Source organism: Cellulomonas soli (genome assembly GCF_052036975.1).
Classification (GTDB): domain Bacteria; phylum Actinomycetota; class Actinomycetes; order Actinomycetales; family Cellulomonadaceae; genus Cellulomonas; species Cellulomonas soli_A.
On record NZ_JBQIAR010000002.1, the window covers coordinates 104,653 to 124,629 of the forward strand.

22 protein-coding genes are annotated in these 19,977 nt (G+C 73.1%); 13 read left to right on the forward strand and 9 right to left on the reverse strand.

Going from position 1 to position 19,977, the window contains the following annotated elements; all coding sequences use genetic code 11:
- Position 1: 1 nt before the first annotated feature.
- Together ACTHAM_RS02940 and ACTHAM_RS02945 are read right to left on the reverse strand one after the other, a co-directional pair.
- Positions 2–520 (reverse strand): hypothetical protein, encoded by a 519-nt coding sequence (locus ACTHAM_RS02940; protein WP_440684273.1) that lies wholly within the window; start codon positions 518–520, stop codon positions 2–4.
- Positions 517–672, reverse strand: coding sequence for a hypothetical protein (locus ACTHAM_RS02945; RefSeq protein ID WP_440684274.1), 156 nt, complete (start codon positions 670–672; stop codon positions 517–519). Before ACTHAM_RS02945 ends, ACTHAM_RS02940 begins: the two co-directional genes overlap by 4 nt.
- Here ACTHAM_RS02945 and ACTHAM_RS02950 point away from each other — a divergent pair.
- The 5 genes from ACTHAM_RS02950 (at position 671) to ACTHAM_RS02970 (ending at position 4,328) form a co-directional block, all read left to right on the forward strand.
- Positions 671–1,489, forward strand: coding sequence for an SDR family NAD(P)-dependent oxidoreductase (locus tag ACTHAM_RS02950; RefSeq protein ID WP_440684275.1), 819 nt, complete (start codon positions 671–673; stop codon positions 1,487–1,489). The genes ACTHAM_RS02945 and ACTHAM_RS02950 overlap by 2 nt on opposite strands.
- A gap of 10 nt (positions 1,490–1,499) precedes the next feature.
- Positions 1,500–2,075 (forward strand): orotate phosphoribosyltransferase, encoded by a 576-nt coding sequence (gene pyrE, locus ACTHAM_RS02955; protein ID WP_146952566.1) that lies wholly within the window; start codon positions 1,500–1,502, stop codon positions 2,073–2,075.
- A 77-nt stretch (positions 2,076–2,152) separates the two neighbouring features.
- Positions 2,153–3,052 (forward strand): hypothetical protein, encoded by a 900-nt coding sequence (locus ACTHAM_RS02960; RefSeq protein WP_440684276.1) that lies wholly within the window; start codon positions 2,153–2,155, stop codon positions 3,050–3,052.
- Positions 3,049–3,756, forward strand: coding sequence for a DUF3137 domain-containing protein (locus ACTHAM_RS02965; RefSeq protein WP_440684277.1), 708 nt, complete (start codon positions 3,049–3,051; stop codon positions 3,754–3,756). Before ACTHAM_RS02960 ends, ACTHAM_RS02965 begins: the two co-directional genes overlap by 4 nt.
- 2 nt (positions 3,757–3,758) lie before the next feature.
- Positions 3,759–4,328 (forward strand): LemA family protein, encoded by a 570-nt coding sequence (locus ACTHAM_RS02970; protein ID WP_440684278.1) that lies wholly within the window; start codon positions 3,759–3,761, stop codon positions 4,326–4,328.
- A 19-nt stretch (positions 4,329–4,347) separates the two neighbouring features.
- On the opposite strand, the gene ACTHAM_RS02975 is transcribed toward ACTHAM_RS02970, so the two are convergent.
- From ACTHAM_RS02975 to ACTHAM_RS02985, 3 genes are read right to left on the reverse strand one after another with little or no spacing between them, the layout of a single operon-like run.
- Positions 4,348–5,166 (reverse strand): YwiC-like family protein, encoded by an 819-nt coding sequence (locus tag ACTHAM_RS02975; protein ID WP_440684279.1) that lies wholly within the window; start codon positions 5,164–5,166, stop codon positions 4,348–4,350.
- Between the two features lie 18 nt (positions 5,167–5,184).
- The gene (locus ACTHAM_RS02980; RefSeq protein ID WP_440684280.1) at positions 5,185–5,970 is read right to left on the reverse strand and encodes an HAD-IIA family hydrolase; all 786 of its coding nucleotides are present in this window, start codon (positions 5,968–5,970) and stop codon (positions 5,185–5,187) included.
- The gene (locus ACTHAM_RS02985) at positions 5,967–6,770 is read right to left on the reverse strand and encodes a VTT domain-containing protein (RefSeq protein WP_440684281.1); all 804 of its coding nucleotides are present in this window, start codon (positions 6,768–6,770) and stop codon (positions 5,967–5,969) included. Before ACTHAM_RS02985 ends, ACTHAM_RS02980 begins: the two co-directional genes overlap by 4 nt.
- A 116-nt stretch (positions 6,771–6,886) precedes the next feature.
- Here ACTHAM_RS02985 and purT point away from each other — a divergent pair, with 116 nt between their 5' ends.
- Both purT and ACTHAM_RS02995 read left to right on the forward strand, forming a co-directional pair.
- Positions 6,887–8,095, forward strand: a complete 1,209-nt coding sequence (gene purT / locus ACTHAM_RS02990) for a formate-dependent phosphoribosylglycinamide formyltransferase (RefSeq protein ID WP_440684282.1) — start codon at positions 6,887–6,889, stop codon at positions 8,093–8,095.
- Positions 8,096–8,120: 25 nt separating this feature from the next.
- Positions 8,121–8,756 (forward strand): TrmH family RNA methyltransferase, encoded by a 636-nt coding sequence (locus tag ACTHAM_RS02995; protein ID WP_440684283.1) that lies wholly within the window; start codon positions 8,121–8,123, stop codon positions 8,754–8,756.
- A 36-nt stretch (positions 8,757–8,792) separates the two neighbouring features.
- Here ACTHAM_RS02995 and ACTHAM_RS03000 read toward each other — a convergent pair whose 3' ends face one another.
- Together ACTHAM_RS03000 and ACTHAM_RS03005 are read right to left on the reverse strand one after the other, a co-directional pair.
- Positions 8,793–9,530 carry a hypothetical protein gene (locus ACTHAM_RS03000; protein WP_440684284.1) on the reverse strand — a complete coding sequence of 246 codons (738 nt, stop codon included), beginning with the start codon at positions 9,528–9,530 and terminating at the stop codon, positions 8,793–8,795.
- Positions 9,527–9,877: a PadR family transcriptional regulator gene (locus tag ACTHAM_RS03005; RefSeq protein ID WP_440684285.1), complete on the reverse strand. Its 351-nt coding sequence runs from the start codon at positions 9,875–9,877 to the stop codon at positions 9,527–9,529. Before ACTHAM_RS03005 ends, ACTHAM_RS03000 begins: the two co-directional genes overlap by 4 nt.
- Positions 9,878–10,115: 238 nt before the next feature.
- Here ACTHAM_RS03005 and fbaA point away from each other — a divergent pair, with 238 nt between their 5' ends.
- Positions 10,116–11,135: a class II fructose-bisphosphate aldolase gene (gene fbaA / locus ACTHAM_RS03010; protein ID WP_440684286.1), complete on the forward strand. Its 1,020-nt coding sequence runs from the start codon at positions 10,116–10,118 to the stop codon at positions 11,133–11,135.
- A gap of 169 nt (positions 11,136–11,304) precedes the next feature.
- On the opposite strand, the gene ACTHAM_RS03015 is transcribed toward fbaA, so the two are convergent.
- A complete protein-coding gene (locus ACTHAM_RS03015; protein ID WP_440684287.1) occupies positions 11,305–11,691 on the reverse strand; it encodes an STAS domain-containing protein in 387 nt (128 codons plus the stop codon).
- A 117-nt stretch (positions 11,692–11,808) separates the two neighbouring features.
- Here ACTHAM_RS03015 and ACTHAM_RS03020 point away from each other — a divergent pair, with 117 nt between their 5' ends.
- Positions 11,809–13,944 carry a SpoIIE family protein phosphatase gene (locus ACTHAM_RS03020; RefSeq protein ID WP_440684288.1) on the forward strand — a complete coding sequence of 712 codons (2,136 nt, stop codon included), beginning with the start codon at positions 11,809–11,811 and terminating at the stop codon, positions 13,942–13,944.
- Between the two features lie 56 nt (positions 13,945–14,000).
- Here ACTHAM_RS03020 and ACTHAM_RS03025 read toward each other — a convergent pair whose 3' ends face one another.
- Positions 14,001–14,372: an STAS domain-containing protein gene (locus ACTHAM_RS03025; protein ID WP_440684289.1), complete on the reverse strand. Its 372-nt coding sequence runs from the start codon at positions 14,370–14,372 to the stop codon at positions 14,001–14,003.
- A gap of 230 nt (positions 14,373–14,602) precedes the next feature.
- Between ACTHAM_RS03025 and ACTHAM_RS03030 the strand changes: the two genes are divergently transcribed.
- The 4 genes from ACTHAM_RS03030 (at position 14,603) to purD (ending at position 19,973) form a co-directional block, all read left to right on the forward strand.
- Positions 14,603–15,031, forward strand: a complete 429-nt coding sequence (locus ACTHAM_RS03030; protein WP_440684290.1) for a DUF3151 domain-containing protein — start codon at positions 14,603–14,605, stop codon at positions 15,029–15,031.
- A 143-nt stretch (positions 15,032–15,174) separates the two neighbouring features.
- Positions 15,175–16,461 (forward strand): adenylosuccinate synthase, encoded by a 1,287-nt coding sequence (locus tag ACTHAM_RS03035; RefSeq protein WP_440684291.1) that lies wholly within the window; start codon positions 15,175–15,177, stop codon positions 16,459–16,461.
- A 266-nt stretch (positions 16,462–16,727) separates the two neighbouring features.
- Positions 16,728–18,632, forward strand: coding sequence for a phosphoenolpyruvate carboxykinase (GTP) (locus ACTHAM_RS03040; protein WP_440684292.1), 1,905 nt, complete (start codon positions 16,728–16,730; stop codon positions 18,630–18,632).
- A 63-nt stretch (positions 18,633–18,695) separates the two neighbouring features.
- Complete coding sequence (gene purD, locus ACTHAM_RS03045; protein ID WP_440684293.1) at positions 18,696–19,973, forward strand: phosphoribosylamine--glycine ligase; 1,278 nt, start codon at positions 18,696–18,698, stop codon at positions 19,971–19,973.
- The last annotated feature ends 4 nt before the right edge of the window (positions 19,974–19,977 follow it).

Here is a 19,977-nt window from a genome sequence, read left to right on the forward strand (position 1 = left end):
TCTACTCCAGGTCCAACGACGCCTTCGCGTCCTGCACGAGCAGGTACATCCGCGTGTGTCCGTCGACGGCCCGGAAGCCTGATCGTGCGGAGAACGCGGTGGCGCCGTCGTCGATCGGGTCGACCACGATGATCCGCCCGCCCGCGAGGTCGGAGGCGTCGCAGATGTGCTCGAGGGCATCGAGGAGGAGGTCCCGGCCCAGCCCCCGCCCTTGCGCGTGCGACGCGATCGCGAGCTTGGCGAGCATGAACCCCGGCACTGCTGACATCGCCGCGCGCACCTTCGAGGACAGCGGGAGCTCTGCCCGACGCACCTCTGTCGGGCAGATCGCGTAGTACCCGACCAAGGACGCGCTGTCGAGGTGCCAGAGGAGACGAACCCGCGTCGAGCCGGCCTTGTGCGCGCGCAGCGCACTGTCCTGCAGCCATGCGTCCAAGGTCGGATGGCCGCAGGTGAACGTGTCGAACCCGGAGGAGTAGCCGTCGGGCTCGCGGACGACGTACTCGGGCGCGTCGCTCACTCGTGCGTGAAGATGCGTCGGCGTGCGGCAGCGTCGACCAGGGCGGGGACGCGGCGCGGCGCGGCGTCCAGGGCGGCGAGCATCTGATCGAACTGCGCGAGAGGTGCGGTTCGGTGCGCGGCAGCGGGGAGGCTCCGTAGGGTGTCGTCCATGGGAACCGCACTCGTCACCGGCGCCAGCGCCGGCCTCGGCCTGGAGTTCGCCTGGCAGCTGGCCACCGCCCGGCACGACGTCGTCCTGGTCGCGCGCGACCGCGAGCGCCTGCACCGCCTTGCCTCGCAGCTCGAGGCGGCCGCGGGCATCCGCACCGAGGTGATCGTCGCCGACCTGTCGGTGCGCGAGGACGTCGAGCGGGTCGCCGACCGGCTGCGCAGCCCGGAGAACCCCGTGGGCCTGCTGGTCAACAACGCGGGCCTGGGGCTCAACCAGGAGTTCGTCGGCGGTGACCTGGAGCGTGAGGAGATGGCCCTCGAGGTCATGGTCCGCACGGTCATGGTGCTCTCGCACGCCGCGACCGGCGCCATGGTCGAACGAGGCCGCGGTGCCGTCCTCAACGTGGCGTCCATCGCGGCGCTCATGGCCTCGGGCACGTACTCGGCGCACAAGGCCTGGGTGCGCACGTTCACCGAGGGGCTGGCCGTCGAGCTCAAGGGCACCGGCGTGACCGCCACCGTGCTGTGCCCCGGGTTCGTGCACACCGAGTTCCACCAGCGCGGCGCCATCGACACCAGCGCCCTGCCCGAGATCGCCTGGCTCAACGCCGAGGACGTCGTGGCCGCTGCGCTCGCCGACGTGCGCCGCGGTGTCGTCATCTCGACGCCGAGCCTGCGCTATCGCACGGCGGCCGCGGTGGCCCGGATCGTGCCGCGTTCGGCGATCCGCGCGCTCGGCCGCTACCGCCGTCCGCTGGATGTGGCCGGCGCGGGCGACGACGGCGCGGGCACGGCCTCCGGGGGCTCGTCCCGGTAGCCTGACGGCCGTGAGCCACGACCTCTCCCCGACCCCGCGCGAGCAGCTGCGCGACCTCATCGTCGACCTTGCCGTCGTGCACGGGAAGGTCACCTTGTCCTCCGGGCGTGAGGCCGACTACTACGTCGACCTGCGCCGCGTCACCCTGCACCACCGGGCCGCGCCGCTCATCGGGCACGTGCTGCTCGACAGGCTCGAGGAGGTCGGCCTCGGCACCGCGGAGATCGACGCCGTCGGCGGTCTCACGCTCGGCGCGGACCCTGTCGCGACTGCCCTGCTGCACGCCGCTGCGTCGCGCGGGCAGGACCTCGACGCGTTCGTCGTGCGCAAGGAGGCCAAGGCGCACGGCATGCAGCGGCGCATCGAGGGCCCTGACATCGCAGGCCGCAAGGTCGTCGTCCTCGAGGACACCTCGACCACGGGCGGTTCGCCCATCGCGGCCGTCGAGGCCGCCCGTGAGGCGGGTGCCGAGGTGCTCGGTGTCGCCGTCATCGTCGACCGGGCGACCGGCGCCCAGGAGAAGATCGAAGCCCTCGGCGTGCCGTACCACTACCTGTACAGCCTGGCGGACCTCGGCCTCGCCTGAGCAGCGACTGACCGCCGACCTGCACGAACGGTGTCGGTGGCCTCAGGTCGGGGTGTCTTGCTGCCGATTGTCCCCCGGTGAGCGATACGCGCGGTCCTGGGTCGCTGCCGGGCGCGCGCCCGCGGAGCACGGGGGAGAAGGTGCTCCTCGGCGTGGTGGCGGTCCTGCTCGCCGCCCTCCTCGTGCCGTGCGTGCTCATGGCCCACGCCGGGATCAGTGTCGGGGTGGCGGTCGTGCGCGGCGTGCCCGTGGACGAGCCCGAGCTCGCCGACCCGTGGGCGATCGCCACGACCGCCGTGCTGTGCGCGAGCCTGGTCCTGGCCGGTGTGCTGTCCGCCCGGCGTGACCGACGGCGGCGTCGTCAGGTGGAACGCTGGGCGGCGGAGCGCGGCTGGTGCACGGACGTGGCACGCACCGTGCTCGTGGGCCGGTGGGAGGCACCGCCGTTCGGGCGCGGCGGGGGAGTGGCGACCGACGCGCTCGAACGCGACGACGAACGCGGGCGCATCCGTTCGTTCACCTACAGCGGCCTGCGCCGACGGCACGTCGTCATGGTGGAGCGGGCCATGCGGGGACCGGGCCTGGTGCTGACCCCCGAACGTGGCGCGCAGAGGCTGGCCCGTCGGCTCGGCGGGCAGGACGTCACCGTCGAGTGGGAGGACTTCAACGCCCGGTGGCGTATCCAGGCCGGCCAGGCGCGGTTCGCGCACGCCGTGCTGCACCCGCAGGTCATGGAACGCCTGAGCAGACCCGACACGGACGGGCTCAGCGTGCTGGTCGAGGGCGCCGACGTCGCCGTCCACGTGCCGGGTCGGACGGACCTCGGGCGCATCGAGTCCTTGGCGCAGGTGGCGCTCGACCTCGCCGAGCTGCTGCCCGCGTTCGTCGTCGACGACCACCCGCCGCTGCCGGACGGGCTGACCCGGCGCGAGGTCCAGCTGCTGAACTCCGGACGGTGGAGCGAGGAGGCGCTGTGAGCGACGTGCCCGGCGCGTTCGTCGTCTACCTGGTGCCCCTGCTCGGGCTGGGGCTGCTCGGCCTCGGGTGGTGGCTGCAGCACCGGCGCCGCCAGCAGCTGCAGCAGTGGGCGCTACGGAACGGGTGGACGTATGTCGACCGCGACGACCGCTACGCCGGGCTGCACCGTGGCCAACCGTTCGGGCAGGGGCACGCCCGGCGGGCGACCGAGGTGATGACCGGCCGGTTCGAGGGCATGCCGGCCGTCTCGTTCGACTACCAGTGGGACACGGGCAGCGGCAAGGAGGAGACGACCCACCATGCCCATGTCGTGGCCCTCGCCCTGCCCGCCTACCTGCCGACCATCGAGGTGACGCCCGAGGGGATCGGTGCCCGGTTCGCCAAGATGCTCGGCGCGCAGGACATGCAGTTCGAGTCGGAGGACTTCAACCGGGCGTACCGGGTGGCCGCCGGTGACCAGCGCACCGCGCACGCCGTGCTGCACCCCCGGCTGATGGAACGGCTGCTGCGACCCGACGCGGTGCGGAACCCGTGGCGCATCGAGGGCACCTGGATCGTGTCGTGGACCTCGGGCGGCACCGACCTGAGCACGCTCGCAGCCCGGCTGGGGTTGCTGACGGCCGTGGTGCGCAGCGTGCCCCGCCATGTCTGGCTCGACCACGGCTACGATCCGAGTTCACCGGAGAACCTGCGAAAGGCCTGATCGTGAACACCGTCGGCGTCGTGCTGATCGTCCTGCTCGTGCTCGTGGTCATCGTGCTGCTGTGGGGTGTGGTGACCTACAACGCGTTCGTCCGGCTGCGGAACCTGGTGCAGGAGGCCTGGCGCCAGATCGACGTCGAGCTGCACCGCCGGCACGACCTGATCCCCAACCTGGTCGAGGCCGTCAAGGGCTACGCGGCGCACGAGCGTGCCGTGTTCGACGAGGTCACCCAGGCTCGCGCGGCCGCCTCCGGCGCGGGCGTCGGCCCGGCGGCGCAGGCCCAGCAGGAGAACGTGCTCTCGGCCGCACTGGGCCGCCTGTTCGCCGTCGCAGAGGCCTACCCGGTGCTGCGCGCGAGCGAGAACTTCCAGCAGCTGCAGACCGAGCTGTCGACCACCGAGGACCGCATCGCGGCCGGTCGCCGGTTCTACAACGCGAACGTGCGCAGCCTGAACACCAAGGTCGAGTCGTTCCCGGCGAACGTCATCGCGAACATGTTCGGGTTCGTGCGCGCCGAGTACTTCGAGGTCAACGACCCCGAGGTGCGCGCCGCACCCCAGGTCAGCTTCTGAGCAGTCGGAGCACCACGGCTCAGAGCACCAAGGCGAGGGTGGCCGCGCACACGGCGACGGTCGCGGCCACCTCACCCAGCCCGACGGCCTTCGCGCTGGGCCACGGACGACGACGTGGCACCAGCACCGCCCGGACCAGCAATGCGACCGCCACGACGGCCACGGCCGTCACCGCCGGTGCGACCGCCAGCACCGCCCACACGGCCGCGGCGACCGCCAGGGCCGCGTGGTACCCGATCGAGACGGCGAGCACGGTCCGCTTGCCGCGCTCGCGGATGAGGGTCTTCACGTAGGGCACGGTCCCCAGGAAGTACGCCGTCAGCAGCCCGGTCGCGAGCCACACCTGCGGGTCGGCGGCGCCGGGCGGCACCAGACGAGCCACGCCGGTGCCGTCGGCGAGCAGCGTGGCGGCACCCGGGTCGGCGTCGTGGCCCAGCCCGGCGGCGACGACCGTCATGAGCATCGCGGCCAGCACGGTGACCGTGTCGTTGAGCCACCCCCGGTCGGTGCGGCGCACGGACGACACCAGGCTCACCGCGAGCAGCACCGCGTAGACGGGCGCCCACCGCAGCAGCCCGGGCGCGGTGAGCACGAGCGAGCCGCCCAGCGCGGCAGTGGCCACGGCGTACGCGCGCACGGGTGGCAGGTAGCGCGCCTTGCGGCCCGAGCGCAGCCACAGCCCGGCGGCGAAGAACGCCAGGTAGGCGACGAGCCAGCTCACCAGCAGCAGCGCGTGCCGCCACGTCACCCCTGACACGACGGCGCCGACCAGTACGGGGACGGCGAGCATCGCCCAGGCCCCGTGCTGGTCGGGCACCCACCCGCCCTTGCGCGCCACGTCAGCCTCCGGGGCAGCTCAGGCGGGGGTGCCGACCCGGTCGACCAGGTCGGCGATCGAGTCGACGATCTCGCTGGGCCGGAACGGGAACCGGGCCACGTCCTCGCGTCGCGTCGACCCGGTGAGCACCAGGAACGTGCGCAGGCCCGCCTCGATGCCGGCCACCACGTCGGTGTCCATGCGGTCGCCGACCATGACGGTCGTCTCGGAGTGCGCGTCGATCCGGTTCAGCGCCGAGCGGATCATCATCGGGTTGGGCTTGCCGACGAAGTACGGCTCACGACGGGTCGCGGCGGTGATCATGGCCGCCACGGCACCGGTGGCCGGCAGGTCGCCGTCGGCGCTCGGGCCCGTGACGTCCGGGTTGGTGGCGATGAACCGCGCACCGCCCTGGATGAGCCGGATGGCCTGCGTGATCGCCTCGAACGAGTACGTGCGGGTCTCGCCCAGCACGACGAAGTCCGGTTCGGCGGCGGTCAGGGTGTACCCGGCCTCGTACAGCGCCGTGGTCAGGCCCGCCTCGCCGATCACGTACGCGGAGCCGCCGGGCTGCTGGTCGGTGAGGAACTGGGCGGTGGCCAGCGCCGAGGTCCAGATGGCGTCCTCGGGCACGTCCAGGCCCGTCGCGGTCAGGCGGGCCCGCAGGTCGCGCGGGGTGTAGATCGAGTTGTTCGTCAGGATCAGGAACGGGCGGCCGTGGTCGCGCAGGGCACGGATGAACTCGGCGGCACCGGGCAGCGCCTGGTTCTCGTGCACCAGCACGCCGTCCATGTCGGACAGCCAGCCGGCGATGGACCGGGTCACGCCTCGGGGCTCTCGGCACCGGCCCGGCCGAAGGCGCGCTCCTCGACGGCGGCCCGCTCGGCAGCCTCGTCGTAGCGCGTGTCACGCCCCTCGGCGACGGTCGCCTCGTCGACCCCGGCGTCCTTGAGCGCGGCCTCCTTGCGGCGGGCACGCCACAGCTCGATGACCACCGGCAGCACCGAGACGCCCACGATGAGGATCAGCAGCGCCTCGATGTTGTCCTTGATGAACGTCACGTTGCCCAGCACGAAGCCGAGGAGGGTGACGCCCACACCCCACAGCAGTGCGCCGACGACGTTGAACGAGACGAAGTGCCGGTAGCTCATCTTGCCGACGCCCGCCGCGACGGGTGCGTACGTGCGCACGAACGGCACGAACCGCGCCACGATGATCGTCCGACCGCCGTACTTGTCGAAGTACGCGTACGTCTGGTCGATGTACTTCTGCTTGAAGAACCGCGAGTCGGGCCGGCTGAACACCTTCGGGCCCAGCGTGCGCCCGATCAGGTACGCGACCTGGTCCCCGGCGAACGCGGCGAAGAACAGCAGCGCGCACAGCCCCCAGATGTTCAGGTCGAGCGTGCCCTGGGCGACGAGGGCGCCCGCGGTGAACAGCAGCGAGTCGCCCGGCAGGAACGGGAACAGCAGCCCGGTCTCGATGAAGACCACCACGGCGATGCCGATGAGCGCGGCCGTGCCGAAGGACTCGATGAGGCTCTCGGCGTTCAGGAAGTCGGGGCCCAGGGCGTGCAGGGTGCCGACGGCGGGCTGGATGGCCGCGAGCGCGGTCGTCAAAGGCATGGGCACCAGCCTACGGGCGTGCCTGTCGAGACCCCGGACGTCTCGTGTGCAGACCCTGTGCGGGTGGCCACCGGTCGCTGTGCCTGCGGTGCGTCGCGGCTGCCAGGATGGTCGCCGTGACCCAGACCATGGACGGCACCCTCGGCACCCCGCTGACCCCCGGCGCGACGCGCGCGCTGCTGCTCGGCTCGGGCGAGCTCGGCAAGGAGGTCGCGATCGAGCTGCAGCGCCTGGGCGTCGAGGTCGTCGCGGTCGACCGGTACCCGGACGCACCGGCGATGCAGGTCGCACACCGCGCGCACGTGGTCGACATGCTCGACCCGGTGGCCCTTCGCGCGGTGCTCGACGCGGAGCGCCCGCACGTGGTGGTCCCGGAGATCGAGGCGATCGCCACGCAGGTGCTCGCGGACGTCGAGGCCGCTGGCGTGCGTGTGGTGCCCACGGCTCGGGCCACGCGCCTGACGATGGACCGTGAGGGCATCCGTCGGCTGGCCGCCGAGGAGCTGGGGCTGGAGACGTCCCCGTACCGGTTCGTCGACTCGCTGGACGACCTGCGGGCCGCCGTCGAGCACGTGGGACTGCCGTGCGTGGTCAAGCCGGTGATGTCCTCGTCGGGCAAGGGCCAGTCGGTGATCCGGACCGCCGGTGACGTCGACGGCGCGTGGGAGTACGCGCAGACCGGTGGGCGTGCGCCCGGGTCGGACGTACCGGCGCGCGTCATCGTCGAGGGGTTCGTGCACTTCGACTCCGAGATCACCCTGCTGACCGTGCGCCACCGCGACGGCACGCTGTTCTGCGACCCGATCGGGCACGTGCAGGTCGACGGCGACTACCGCGAGTCGTGGCAGCCGGCCGCGCTGCCTGCCGGTGCGCTGGCCGAGGCGCAGCGGGTCGCAGGTGCCGTGACGCAGGCCCTGGGCGGGTGGGGCGTGTTCGGTGTCGAGCTGTTCGTGGTGGGCGACCGGGTGCTGTTCTCCGAGGTGTCCCCGCGTCCGCACGACACCGGGCTGGTCACGCTGGCCTCGCAGGACGTGTCGGAGTTCGCGCTGCACGCGCGCGCGGTGCTCGGGCTCCCGGTGCCGCAGGTGACGACCCTGGGGCCGTCGGCGTCGGTCGCGGTGCTCGCCGAGGGGACGGGCGTGCCGAGGTTCTCCGGCGTGGGCGACGCGCTGGCGGTGCCGACGGCGCAGGTGCGGTTGTTCGGCAAGCCGTCCGTGGCGGGGCGTCGGCGCGTGGCGGTGACGGTCGCGCGCGGTGCGGACGTCGAGGAGGCCCTGGACCGAGCGCGTCGATCGGCCGCGGCGCTGCGCGTCGACCTGGTCTGACGTGCCGGCGGACGAGAAGGTGCCGGTGGAGGAGGAGCCGTCCGAGCAGGTCGGGGTGGGCCCGTGGCCGGGTGGCCCGCAGGCCTGGCCCGACGACCCCCGCTACGACCGGGACTTGCTCGAGCACGGCGACCGCCGCAACGTGGTCGACCGGTACCGGTACTGGACCGTCGAGGCGGTCGTCGCCGACCTGGACACCCGTCGGCACCCGTTCCACGTCGCAGTGGAGAACTGGGCGCACGACATGAACATCGGCTCGGTGGTGCGCACCGCCAACGCGTTCGCCGCCGCCGAGGTGCACATCGTGGGGCGTCGCCGGTGGAACCGGCGCGGGGCCATGGTGACCGATCGCTACCAGCACGTGCGGCACCACCCGACGGTCGAGGACCTGCTGGCGTGGGCCTCGACGGCCGGCCCGGACGGTGGGGCGCTGCCCGTCATCGGCATCGACAACGTGCCCGGCTCGGTGCCGCTGGAGGGCTACCCGCTGCCGCGCGCGTGCGTGCTGCTGTTCGGTCAGGAGTCCGTCGGGCTGTCGCCCGCCGCGCAGGAGGCGGCCCAGGACGTGCTGCACATCCGCCAGTTCGGCTCGACCCGATCGATCAACGCGGGCGCGGCCGCAGCGATCGCGATGCACACCTGGGTCGTCCGGCACGCCTGAGCACGGTGGTCCCGGGTGGGCCCTGCGGCCTCGGGTTCAGCGGGTCGTCCACCAGGTCAGGCCGAGCAGCACGAGGGTCCACACGGGGACCACGGCCGCTGTGGCGCGCACGAGCAGCGTGGAGCGACCTCCGATCGGCACGGACTCCGCGTCGTCGAGTGGTGCGACGACGGGGTCTGCCGGGTCGGCACCGAGCCGCGCGTGCAGCACCGCCCACACGACGCCTGCGGCGAGGACGGCGGCGGAGGCGAGTGCCGTCGGTCCGGCAGGGAGCTCGCCGACGACCCCGGTCAGGAGCAGCTGGGTGAGCACCAGCACCATCGTGCCGCCCGTGAGGGCGAGCCAGGCCACGACGGGCCGGCGCACGACGGTGCGCAGGACCGTGTCGAGGTGGCGCACGGCGATCACCACGAGTGCGAGGCCCACGGCGACCGAGACGAGCTGACCGACGGTCACGGTGACGGACTCGGAGGAGCGCCAGGCGCCGTAGGCGTGGACCAGCGGGATGGTGCCGGCGACCTGCACGAGGGTCGGCACGGCGGAGCGGACCACGTCGGTGGCCGAGGACGGTCGGGTCGGCAGGTCCAGGCTGCGGGCGTAGGCCACGGCGTCGCCGAAGGCCTCGGGTGCGTCCTGGCCGCTCTCGGCGCAGTGCGACTCGACCTCGGCAAGGACGGCGCCGATGGTGGTGCCGGGCACGTCGAGCAGTCGCAGCTCGAGCAGGAGCGCTTCGGCCCAGGCCGGGTCGACATGCGGGGTGTCGGCGGTTCTCACGGTGCCTCCGGGGCGGTGTGGGTGACGAACGTGCGGGTGAGCTCCGCGAACGTGGACCAGCGTGCGGCCTGGTCGTGCAGGTGCGCGTGACCGGCGGGGGTGAGCAGGTAGTACTTGCGGCCGGGTCCGCCCTCGCCGGCGCGCCACTGCACGGTGACGTGCCCGGCGGTTTCGAAGCGGGTCAGCAGGGGGTAGAGGGTCCCGCCCTTGACGGACCCCAGCCCGGCGTCGGCGAGCCGCGTGGTGATCGCGTAGCCGTAGGTCGGCCCCTCGGCCAGGACGCGCAGCACGCAGAGCTCGAGCACGCCGCGCAGCCACTCGGCGGGCCAGGGCGTGTCGGTGGGCATGGCTAGAAAGTACGGCTAACTAGATCGTCAGGCAACCTAGTGCCGCCTCTCGGCGATCGGGCAGGTCGGGCCGCCGCTCGGCACCCGAGGTCCGTCCGTGGGTAGGACGTCCCGGAGAGGTTCGGGGCCAGACGTGACAAACTCAGGTGCGGTACACGTCACACGCCGGGCCCCCGATGATCGTCGGACCGGCCGGACGCACCGTCCACCCCGTACGAGACACGTAGGAGATGCCGCGATGCCCATCGCAACCCCCGAGGTCTACGCCGAGATGATCGACCGGGCGAAGGCCGGCAAGTTCGCCTACCCCGCCGTGAACATCACGTCGTCCCAGACCGTCACCGCCGCCATCCAGGGCTTCGCGGAGGCCGAGTCGGACGGCATCATCCAGGTCTCCGTCGGTGGCGCCGAGTACGCGTCCGGCTCGACCATCAAGAACCGCGTCGCCGGCTCGCTCGCCCTGGCCGCCTATGCGACCGAGGTCGCCAAGCACTACGGCGTGACGATCGCGCTGCACACCGACCACTGCGTCAAGAAGAACCTCGACTCGTGGGTCCGCCCGCTGCTCGAGCTCGAGGCCGAGCAGGTCAAGCGCGGCGAGAACCCGACGTTCCAGTCGCACATGTTCGACGGCTCGGACATCCCGCTGGCCGAGAACCTGGTCGTCGCCGCCGAGCTGCTCGAGCTCTCGCAGGCCGCGCGCACCATCCTCGAGATCGAGGTCGGTGTCGTCGGTGGCGAGGAGGACGGCCACGAGGCCGAGATCAACGAGAAGCTCTACACCACCTCCGAGGACGGCCTGGCCACGGTCAAGGCCCTCGGCGCCGGCGAGAAGGGCCGCTACCTGACGGCCCTGACCTTCGGCAACGTGCACGGCGTGTACAAGCCCGGTGCCGTCAAGCTGCGCCCGGCGATCCTCGCCGAGATCCAGAAGACCGTCGGCGACGCGATCGGCAAGGTCGACCCGTTCGACCTGGTCTTCCACGGCGGCTCGGGCTCGACGGCCGCGGAGATCTCCGAGGCGGTCGACAACGGCGTCATCAAGATGAACATCGACACCGACACCCAGTACGCGTTCACGCGTCCGGTCGTGGGCCACATGTTCACCAACTACGACGGCGTGCTGAAGATCGACGGCGAGGTCGGCAACAAGAAGGCGTACGACCCGCGCGCCTGGGGCAAGCTGGCCGAGGCCGGCATGGCCGCCCGCATCGTCGAGGCCTGCCAGCAGCTGCGCTCGGCCGGTCACAAGCTCTGATCCAGACTCCTGACGTCAGCTGACGTCGTCTGGTGCACGGCCCGACGGGGCCCGGTCCACGGACCGGGCCCCGTCGGCGTGTGCGGGTGCGCGGCGACACCGGACGACCGGCGGGGCGGTGCCGCCGTGCGCGGCCGCGCGTCGCGCGGCGGGATGCCTGGCGGGGGATCTAGGACTGCGGCTCGGGCTGCGGCGCCGGCTCGTCGGGCACCACGTCCAGCAGCTCGCCGATGCGGGTGACCTCGAGCAGGAAGTGCACGGTCGGCGGCACCCGCAGCAACCGCACCCGGTGCTGGCTGCGGATGGACAGGCGGGCCAGGAACGCCACGCCCGAGGAGTCCATGAACGTCACGTGGTGCGCGTCCACCTCGATCGGCAGGCCCCGCTGCTCCGCGACGGCGGTCGCGTCCTGCAGCTCGGCACCCAGGTCGGCGTCGACCTCACCGGACAGCACGATGCGGGTGCGGTCAGGGCTGACGAGCACCTGAACCGTGCCAGGCTCGGTGGCCGTGTCGACGGCGGGCTGGTCCGACGTCGGGCTGTTACCGTCGCGCACGGTGCTCCTTCCGGACGAGTCACGCGGGGAGAAGTACGCAACCTGCACGTATCGCCTGCTGGGCACGCTAGACGATCGGAGGTGGTGGAGGTCAACTCCCCACGCCACGACTCCTCCGTGCAGACCATCTCACAGGTCCGTGACCGAGCACTGCAGGCGACCGACGCGCCCGTGGCCCTGCTGGACGGTGCCGACCCGTTGCTCGCCGCGATCTGGGTGAACGAGGCGTTCACACGGGTCACCGGTCGCACCGCCGCGGACGTGCACGGCTACGGTCTGCTGCTGCCCGTCGCCGACGGTCTGGCCATGCCGGACGTGACGCCCGCCTCCCGCCCCGCCGAGCTCGACCTGGCCCTGCGGCCGGGAACCCCGTGCGGTCGGGTGCTGCCCGTGCGCCGTGCCGACGGCTCGCTGCTGTGGTGCCGCGTCATCGTCAGCCCGGTGAGCAGCACCGACGGCGGGCCCGTCACCCACTGGGTGGCCGTGCTGCAGGACCTCACCGAGCAGCGCACGCACGAGGCCGCGCAGGAGGCCGCCGTCGCCGAGGAGCGCCGCGAACGGCGCAGCCTGGCGCTCGTCGCCCAGGTGTCCGACCTGCTGATGGACCTGGACGACCCGCGCGCGCTGCGCGAGATCGCCTCGCTGCTGCGCCAGTCGCTGGTCGGCTGGGCCGGCTTCTACCTGGCCGACGGGGGCCTGCGCCCCGTGGAGGGCGCGGACCCCCACCCGCACGCGCACCTGCGCACCACCCGCCACACCGCCGTGGTCCCGGACGGCGCGGAGAAGGACCCCGTGCAGCGGATGCTCGACGGGCAGCACGACCGTCCCGTCGAGATCGACCTGGACGCCGAGCACCTGCCGGGTAGCCCGTCGGCGTGGTTGGCCGCGCACGCCGGTCCGCACCCCGGCGACCCCGCCGTGGGTGCCGACGGCGTGCCGCTGGCCCGCCCGGTGGACCGCCGCGTCGTGGTGCTGCCCATCACGGGCCGCCGTCAGGTCAGCGGGCTGCTGGTGGTGCAACCGCACGGCGGCGGGGGACGGCCCGCGCTGGAGGACGGGCAGATGACCGTCCTCGAGCTGGTCGCCCGGCGGGTCGGCACGGTGCTCGACAACGTGCGGCTGTACGAGCGCGAGCACCGGCTGGCCGAGGCGCTGCAGCGCGCGATGCTGCCCGAGCAGGCGGAGGTCGACGGGCTCGACGTGTGGACGTACTACGCGCCGAACTCCGCGAACGCGCAGGTCGGCGGCGACTGGTACGACGTGCTGCAGATGTCGCCGGACGTCGTCGGGGTCGTCATCGGTGACGTGGTCGGGCACGACGTGGAGGCCGCCGCGGCGATGGGTCAGCTGCGCTCGGTGGTCCGCTCGTACCTGTTCGACACGGCGGTGCCCGGCCCGGTGCTCGACCGGGTCGACCAGCTGCTCCTGGGCATGCGCGTGCCGCGGTCGGCGAGCCTGGTGCTGTCGACGCTGACCCGGTCCGCGGACGGGTGGTCGCTGGCGTACTCCCGGGCGGGTCACCTGCCCGCGCTGCTGGTGCGCGACGGTGCCGTGAGCGAGCTCGATGGTGCCGGTGGTGGCCTGATCGGCTTCGGGCGTGAGGCCCGGCCGACCAGCGAGGTGCGGCTGCAGCTCGGTGACGTGCTCATCTACTACACGGACGGCCTGATCGAACGGCGTGACCGCGGCCTGCGCGACGGGTTGGACGCGCTCGGTCGCGTGGCCGCCGCCGTGACCGCGCGCGACGCGGCAGGGATCGGCGAGGAGCTGCTGTCCCGGCTCGCCGACCACACCGAGGACGACGTCGCCGTGGTCGTGGTGCGGATCCCCGACCCGAGCGACGTGCTGGCCCGGGTGCGCAGCCCGCGGCGGCGGCGGTGGTCGTTGCCGAGCGAGGCGGCCTCGATCGCGCGTGCCCGGCACGCCGTGGTGCGCACCTGCGAGGCGTGGGGGATCGGGGATGCCGCGAACGCCGAGCTGGTCGTCTCCGAGCTGGTCGCCAACGCCGTGCTGCACGGCTGGGGTCACGTCACGCTGCAGCTGTACGACACGGGTGACGGCCTGCGCATCGAGGTCGAGGACGCGAACCCGGCGCCGCCGGTGACCACCGACGGGCACCCCGGCCGGGTGGGCGGGTTCGGCATGCAGATCGTCGCGCGCCTGTCCGACTGGGGGTGGCGGCAGTCGCGGGGCGGCAAGCTCGTGTGGGCGAAGATCCGGCCCGGGTCGTTGCCCTCGCACGAGCAGGGCTGAGCTGCGCCGACCTGCGAGCCCCTGCCGGGTCCGGAGGGCGCGGCCGCGCGACCCGGTCAGACGGGTGCGGGCGCCAGGTTGGGGCGGCGGAACCCGCGCCCCGGCGTGTCGGGGCGGCAGTGGTGCGACTCGTCGATGCGGAACAGGTCCATGGCCCCGCACACCTCGAGCACGAACAGGTCGCGCGGGTCGGCGCCGCGCAGCACCGTGGCACCTCCGCGCTTGCGCCCGGCGTCGGCCAGCGAGATGAGGAACGCGGCCCCGGTGGAGTCCATGAAGGTCACGCGACACATGTCGAGCACGAGGAGCTGTCGGCGCAGCCCGACGATCCGTGCGGCGACACCGGGGAACTGCTCGCGTTCCGCCAGGTCGAGGTCGCCGGTGAGCACGACGGTGGTCGTGGTCGGCGAGGTCGAGATCTCGATCATGGGTCACCGCTTCGCGGGGGGTCCGGCCGGGGGTTTCATGCGCTCGGTGCTCGACGGCACGAGACCCGCAGGTCGCCCGGTGGGGGCCGGGCGGAGCGGGTCGGGTTCCGACACGAACCGGTTCACGCAGGTGAACTGGTCGTTCGTTCGACTGTAGCCCGAGGCCCGCGCACGTGCACGCGCTGCCCCGTGCACCTGTGGACGACGGCTGCCGGGTGGACACTGGGCGCATGAGCCACGAGAACCTGCTGGACGGCCCGGCGCCGACGTTGCTGCCCGCCGACGGTCCGGACGCCGGGGCCCGCGCGGCGCTGCGGCACGGCTCCACGCTGCGGGAGGCGGCGGCCGCCGAACCCGCGTCGTCGCTGGTCTGGGCCCTGCTCGCCGAGCACGCCCTGGGGGACGACGGCGACCCGGTGGCCGCGTACGCGTTCGCCCGCACCGGCTACCACCGGGGGCTGGACGCTCTGCGGCGTGCCGGGTGGCGCGGCCGCGGACCGATCCCCGCGGACCACGAGCCGAACCAGGGGTTCCTGCGTGCGCTGCTGGCGCTCGCGGAGGCCGCGGAGGCCATCGGCGAGGGCGACGAGGCGGAGCGCTGCGCGCAGTTCCTCACCGACTCGGGCACGTCCGCGGTCGAGGTCGCGGACCTTCGCTGACCCGGTCTTTACCCCTCCGGTAGGCTCTCGGAGGTACCGGGCCTCCTGCCGCCCGTGTGCCCGGGTCCCTGCCTCCCGGCGCCGACGCGCGCCGGGCCACCTGCCGCGGACCCGTCCGCAGGCAGGCGAGGAGTGGTGATCACATGCCGGCCGTCGTGGTGCTCGGTGCCCAGTGGGGCGACGAGGGCAAGGGCAAGGCGACCGACCAGCTCGGCGCGCGTACCGACTACGTGGTGAAGTTCAACGGCGGCAACAACGCCGGCCACACGGTCGTCATCAACGGTGACAAGTACGCGCTGCACCTGCTGCCGTCGGGCATCCTCTCGCCGGGCGTCGTCCCGGTGATCGGCAACGGCGTGGTCATCGACCTCGAGGTCCTGTTCCAGGAGATCGACGCGCTCGAGGCCCGCGGCGTGGACACCTCGAAGCTGCTGGTCAGCTCCGCGGCGCACGTCATCGCCCCGTACAACCGGACGGTCGACAAGGTCACCGAGCGGTTCCTGGGCAAGCGCCGCATCGGCACCACCGGTCGCGGCATCGGCCCGACCTACGCCGACAAGATCAACCGCATCGGCATCCGCATCCAGGACCTGTTCGACGAGAAGATCCTGCGGCAGAAGATCGAGGGCGCCCTCGACCAGAAGAACCACCTGCTGGTGAAGGTCTACAACCGCCGGGCGATCACGGTCGAGGAGACCCTCGAGGAGCTGCTGCGCTACGCCGAACGGCTGCGCCCGCACGTGGCCGACACGCCCCTGGTGCTCAACGACGCGCTCGACGCCGGCAAGACCGTCGTGTTCGAGGCCGGTCAGGCCACCATGCTCGACGTCGACCACGGCACCTACCCGTTCGTGACGTCGTCCTCGGCCACTGCCGGCGGCGCGTGCACCGGTTCGGGCGTCGGCCCGACCCGCATCGACCGCGTGGTCGCCGTCGCCAAGGCGTACACGACGCGCGTCGGCGAGGGCCCGTTCCCCACCGAGCTGTTCGACGACGACGGCGAGTGGCTGCGGCAGACCGGTGGCGAGTTCGGCACCACCACGGGCCGCCCGCGCCGCTGCGGCTGGTACGACGCCGTCGTGGTCCGCTACGCGGCCCGCGTGAACGGCCTCACCGACCTGGTGCTCACCAAGATGGACGTGCTGACCGGCAAGGAGAAGATCCCCGTCGCCGTGGCGTACGAGGTCGACGGGCGGCGCATCGACGAGATGCCGCTCGACCAGTCCGACTTCCACCACGCCACGCCGATCTTCGAGTACCTGGACGGCTGGACCGAGGACATCTCCGGGGCGCGCGAGTTCTCCGACCTGCCCGACGCCGCGCAGCGGTACGTGCTGCGGCTCGAGGAGATCTCGGGCGTGCGCATCTCGTCGATCGGTGTCGGCCCGGGCCGTGAGGCCACGATCGTGCGGCACGACCTGCTCAGCTGAGCGCATGCTGCCGCGGAGGTAGCAGCTGTCAGGAGCCCCGGATGCCGACGAGCGTCCGGGGCTCCTGTGCGTGCGATGCGGCGCGGTGCGTGGCCGCGTTCTTGGGCTGGGCGGAAGAACCGCGGTTCTTGCCGGGTCTCCCTCGGGTGTGGGAGCGCGTCTGCGGTCCACGGTGGGGGTGGCGGCGCGGCAGGCGCGTCTGCCGCAGCGTTCGCCGCACTGCCCGCCCGCACCGCTCGCCGTACGGCGTGAGACCGGAGGCCACCATGACGCTCGTCGACCCGTTCCTCGCCCCCGCGACCCGGGGCTGGTCCGCCCGCCGGGCCGCGGTCCCGGCGCCGCCCGGGGGAGCGCGGCACGCGCGGCTCATGGCGTGGGTGCGCACGATCGCCACGCTCACCGAGCCCGACGAGGTGGTGTGGGTCGACGGTTCGGGCACGCAGCGGCAGGAGCTGCTCGACCAGATGGTGCAGACCGGCACCCTCATCGCGCTCGACCCCGTGCTGCGGCCTGGCTCGTACCTGGCGCGTTCGCACCCTGACGACGTGGCGCGCGTCGAGGACCGCACGTTCATCTGCTCGGTCGACCCGCAGGACGCCGGTCCGACGAACAACTGGCGTGACCCGTCGGTGATGCGTGCCGAGCTGGAGGGTGTGTTCGCCGGGTCCATGCGGGGTCGCACCATGTACGTCGTCCCGTTCTCGATGGGTCCGTTGGGCGGGCCGATCTCGCAGATCGGGGTGGAGGTCACCGACTCGCCGTACGTGGTCGTCTCGATGCTGACCATGACCCGGGCGGGCACCGGGGTGCTCGACGAGCTCGGCACCGACGGTCGGTTCGTGCCCGCGGTGCACTCGGTCGGCATGCCGTTGGTCGACGCCGCCGGGGAGCGGCGTGCCGACGTGCCGTGGCCGTGCCACCCCACGAAGTACATCGCGCACTTCCCGGAGAGCCGCGAGATCTGGTCGTTCGGCTCCGGGTACGGCGGGAATGCGCTGCTGGGCAAGAAGTGCTTTGCGCTGCGCATCGCCTCGGTGATGGCCCGCGACGAGGGATGGCTCGCCGAGCACATGCTGGTGCTGAAGGTGACCAGCCCGCAGGGTCGGGTGCAGCACGTGGTCGCGGCGTTCCCGTCGGCGTGCGGCAAGACGAACCTGGCGATGCTGCGCCCGACGATCCCGGGCTGGACGGTCGAGACCATCGGCGACGACATCGCCTGGCTGCGCCCGGGCGGACCGGGCACCGACCGGCGGTTGCGGGCCATCAACCCGGAGGCCGGGTTCTTCGGTGTCGCGCCGGGCACCGGGCCGACGACCAACCCGGCCGCGATCGCCACCCTCACGCACGACGTGATCTTCACGAACGTCGCCCTGACCGACGACGGCGACGTGTGGTGGGAGGGGCTGACTGACGAGCCGCCCGCGCACCTGACCGACTGGCGGGGAGAGTCGTGGACGCCGGGCTGCGGCCGGCCCGCCGCGCACCCCAACAGCCGGTTCACGGTTGCCGCCGAGCAGTGCCCGAGCATCGCCGACTCGTGGGACTCGCCCGAGGGCGTCCCGGTCGACGCGATCCTGTTCGGCGGGCGCCGCGCCACCAACGTGCCGCTGGTGCTGCAGGCCCGCGACTGGGCGCACGGGGTGTTCCTGGGGGCCACGGTTGCCTCCGAGCAGACGGCCGCCGCCGAAGGGCCGGTCGGGGTGCTGCGGCGTGACCCGTTCGCCATGCTGCCGTTCTGCGGCTACAACATGGCCGACCACTGGGCGCACTGGCTGGCACTGGGCGAGTCGTTGCGTGCGCGGGGTGTGTCGCTGCCCGCGGTGTTCGGCGTCAACTGGTTCCGCAAGGGCGCGGACGGCCGGTACCTGTGGCCCGGGTTCGGCGAGAACTCGCGCGTGCTGGCCTGGGCGCTGACCCAGGTGGCCGCTGCGGACCCCGATGTGCGCGCGGTGGAGTCGCCGCTGGGCCTGCTGCCGGCCCCGGGGGCGCTCGAGCTCGACGGCCTGGGTCTGAGCGAGCAGGACGTGGCCGAGCTGTTCGCGGTCGACGCGACGGCCTGGGCGCAGGAGTGCGACCTGACGGAGGAGTTCTTCGCGCGGTTCGGCGACCGGCTGCCCGAGCAGCTGGCGGCCCAGCTGGCCGACCTGCGGGCACGGCTGGGCGCGGCCTGACGGGTCGGTGCGCGGGCGCGGACGTCCGCGCCCGCGCCCGGGGCGCTCGGTAGGCTCGCGGCCGTGAAGATCCTCGTCGTCGGCACCGGTGCCCGTGAGCACGCGCTGGTGCGTGCGCTGTCCCTCGACTCGGCGGTCACCGCCCTGCACGCCGCCCCGGGCAACCCGGGCATCGGCGCGCTGGCCACGCTGCACGAGGTCGACCAGCTCGACGGTGGGGCGGTCGCCACGTTGGCCACGTCGCTCGGCGTCGACCTGGTGGTCGTCGGCCCCGAGGCGCCGCTGGTCGCCGGTGTCGGGGACGCGGTGCGTGCGGCGGGCATCCCGGTGTTCGGCCCGTCGGCCGCCGGGGCGCGCCTGGAGGGGTCGAAGGCGTTCGCCAAGGAGGTCATGGCCGCCGCGGGCGTTCCGACCGCCGAGCCGCGTGTCGCGACGACCCTCGCCGAGGCGGAGGCCGGCCTGGACGCGTTCGGTGCGCCGTACGTGGTCAAGGACGACGGGCTGGCGGCCGGCAAGGGCGTCGTGGTGACGTCCGACCGCGCCGAGGCCCTGGCGCACGCGGCCGCATGCCTGGACAAGCCCGGTGGCCGGATCGTCATCGAGGACTACCTGGACGGCCCCGAGGTGTCGCTGTTCGTGCTGTGCGACGGCACGGACGTGGTGCCGTTGGTCCCCGCGCAGGACTTCAAGCGCGCGTACGACGGCGACGCCGGCCCCAACACGGGTGGCATGGGCGCGTACTCGCCGCTGCCGTGGGCGCCCGCCGGGCTGGTCGAGGAGGTCGTCGAGACCGTCGCGCGGCCGACCGTCGCCGAGATGGCCCGGCGGGGCACACCGTTCTCGGGCGTCCTGTACTGCGGCCTCGCGATGACCTCGAAGGGCATGCGCGTCGTGGAGTTCAACGCGCGGTTCGGCGACCCGGAGACGCAGGTGGTGCTGGCCCGGCTCGCGACGCCGCTGGCCGGGGTGCTGATGGCCTCCGCGACGGGCACGCTGGCGGCGCTGCCGCCCTTGCAGTGGCGCGAGGACGCGGCCGTGACGGTCGTCGTCGCCGCGCACGGGTACCCGGCCGACGTGCGCTCGGGTGACCCGATCACCGGCATCGAGGACGCCGAGCAGCTCCCGGACGTGCACGTACTGCACGCGGGGACCGCCCTGGCCGTCGACGCGGCGGGCACGCCGCAGCTGGTGGCCGCCGGGGGGCGGGTGCTCTCCGTGGTGGGCACCGGTGCGGACCTGACGGCCGCACGCTCCGCCGCGTACGCCGGGGTGGCGCGCATCGCTCTGCCCGGTTCGCACCACCGCACGGACATCGCCGCGCTCGCGGCCGACGGGGAGTGACGTC

Coding starts and splice junctions, on each gene's coding strand:
- ACTHAM_RS03005 (WP_440684285.1), bottom strand. CDS start 9,877: ATGCCCACCGACACGCCCTGGCCCGCCGAGTGGCTGCGCGGCGTGCTC.
- fbaA (WP_440684286.1), top strand. CDS start 10,116: ATGCCCATCGCAACCCCCGAGGTCTACGCCGAGATGATCGACCGGGCG.
- ACTHAM_RS02950 (WP_440684275.1), top strand. CDS start 671: ATGGGAACCGCACTCGTCACCGGCGCCAGCGCCGGCCTCGGCCTGGAG.
- ACTHAM_RS02945 (WP_440684274.1), bottom strand. CDS start 672: ATGGACGACACCCTACGGAGCCTCCCCGCTGCCGCGCACCGAACCGCA.
- ACTHAM_RS02985 (WP_440684281.1), bottom strand. CDS start 6,770: ATGCCTTTGACGACCGCGCTCGCGGCCATCCAGCCCGCCGTCGGCACC.
- ACTHAM_RS03035 (WP_440684291.1), top strand. CDS start 15,175: ATGCCGGCCGTCGTGGTGCTCGGTGCCCAGTGGGGCGACGAGGGCAAG.
- ACTHAM_RS03040 (WP_440684292.1), top strand. CDS start 16,728: ATGACGCTCGTCGACCCGTTCCTCGCCCCCGCGACCCGGGGCTGGTCC.
- ACTHAM_RS03030 (WP_440684290.1), top strand. CDS start 14,603: ATGAGCCACGAGAACCTGCTGGACGGCCCGGCGCCGACGTTGCTGCCC.
- ACTHAM_RS03025 (WP_440684289.1), bottom strand. CDS start 14,372: ATGATCGAGATCTCGACCTCGCCGACCACGACCACCGTCGTGCTCACC.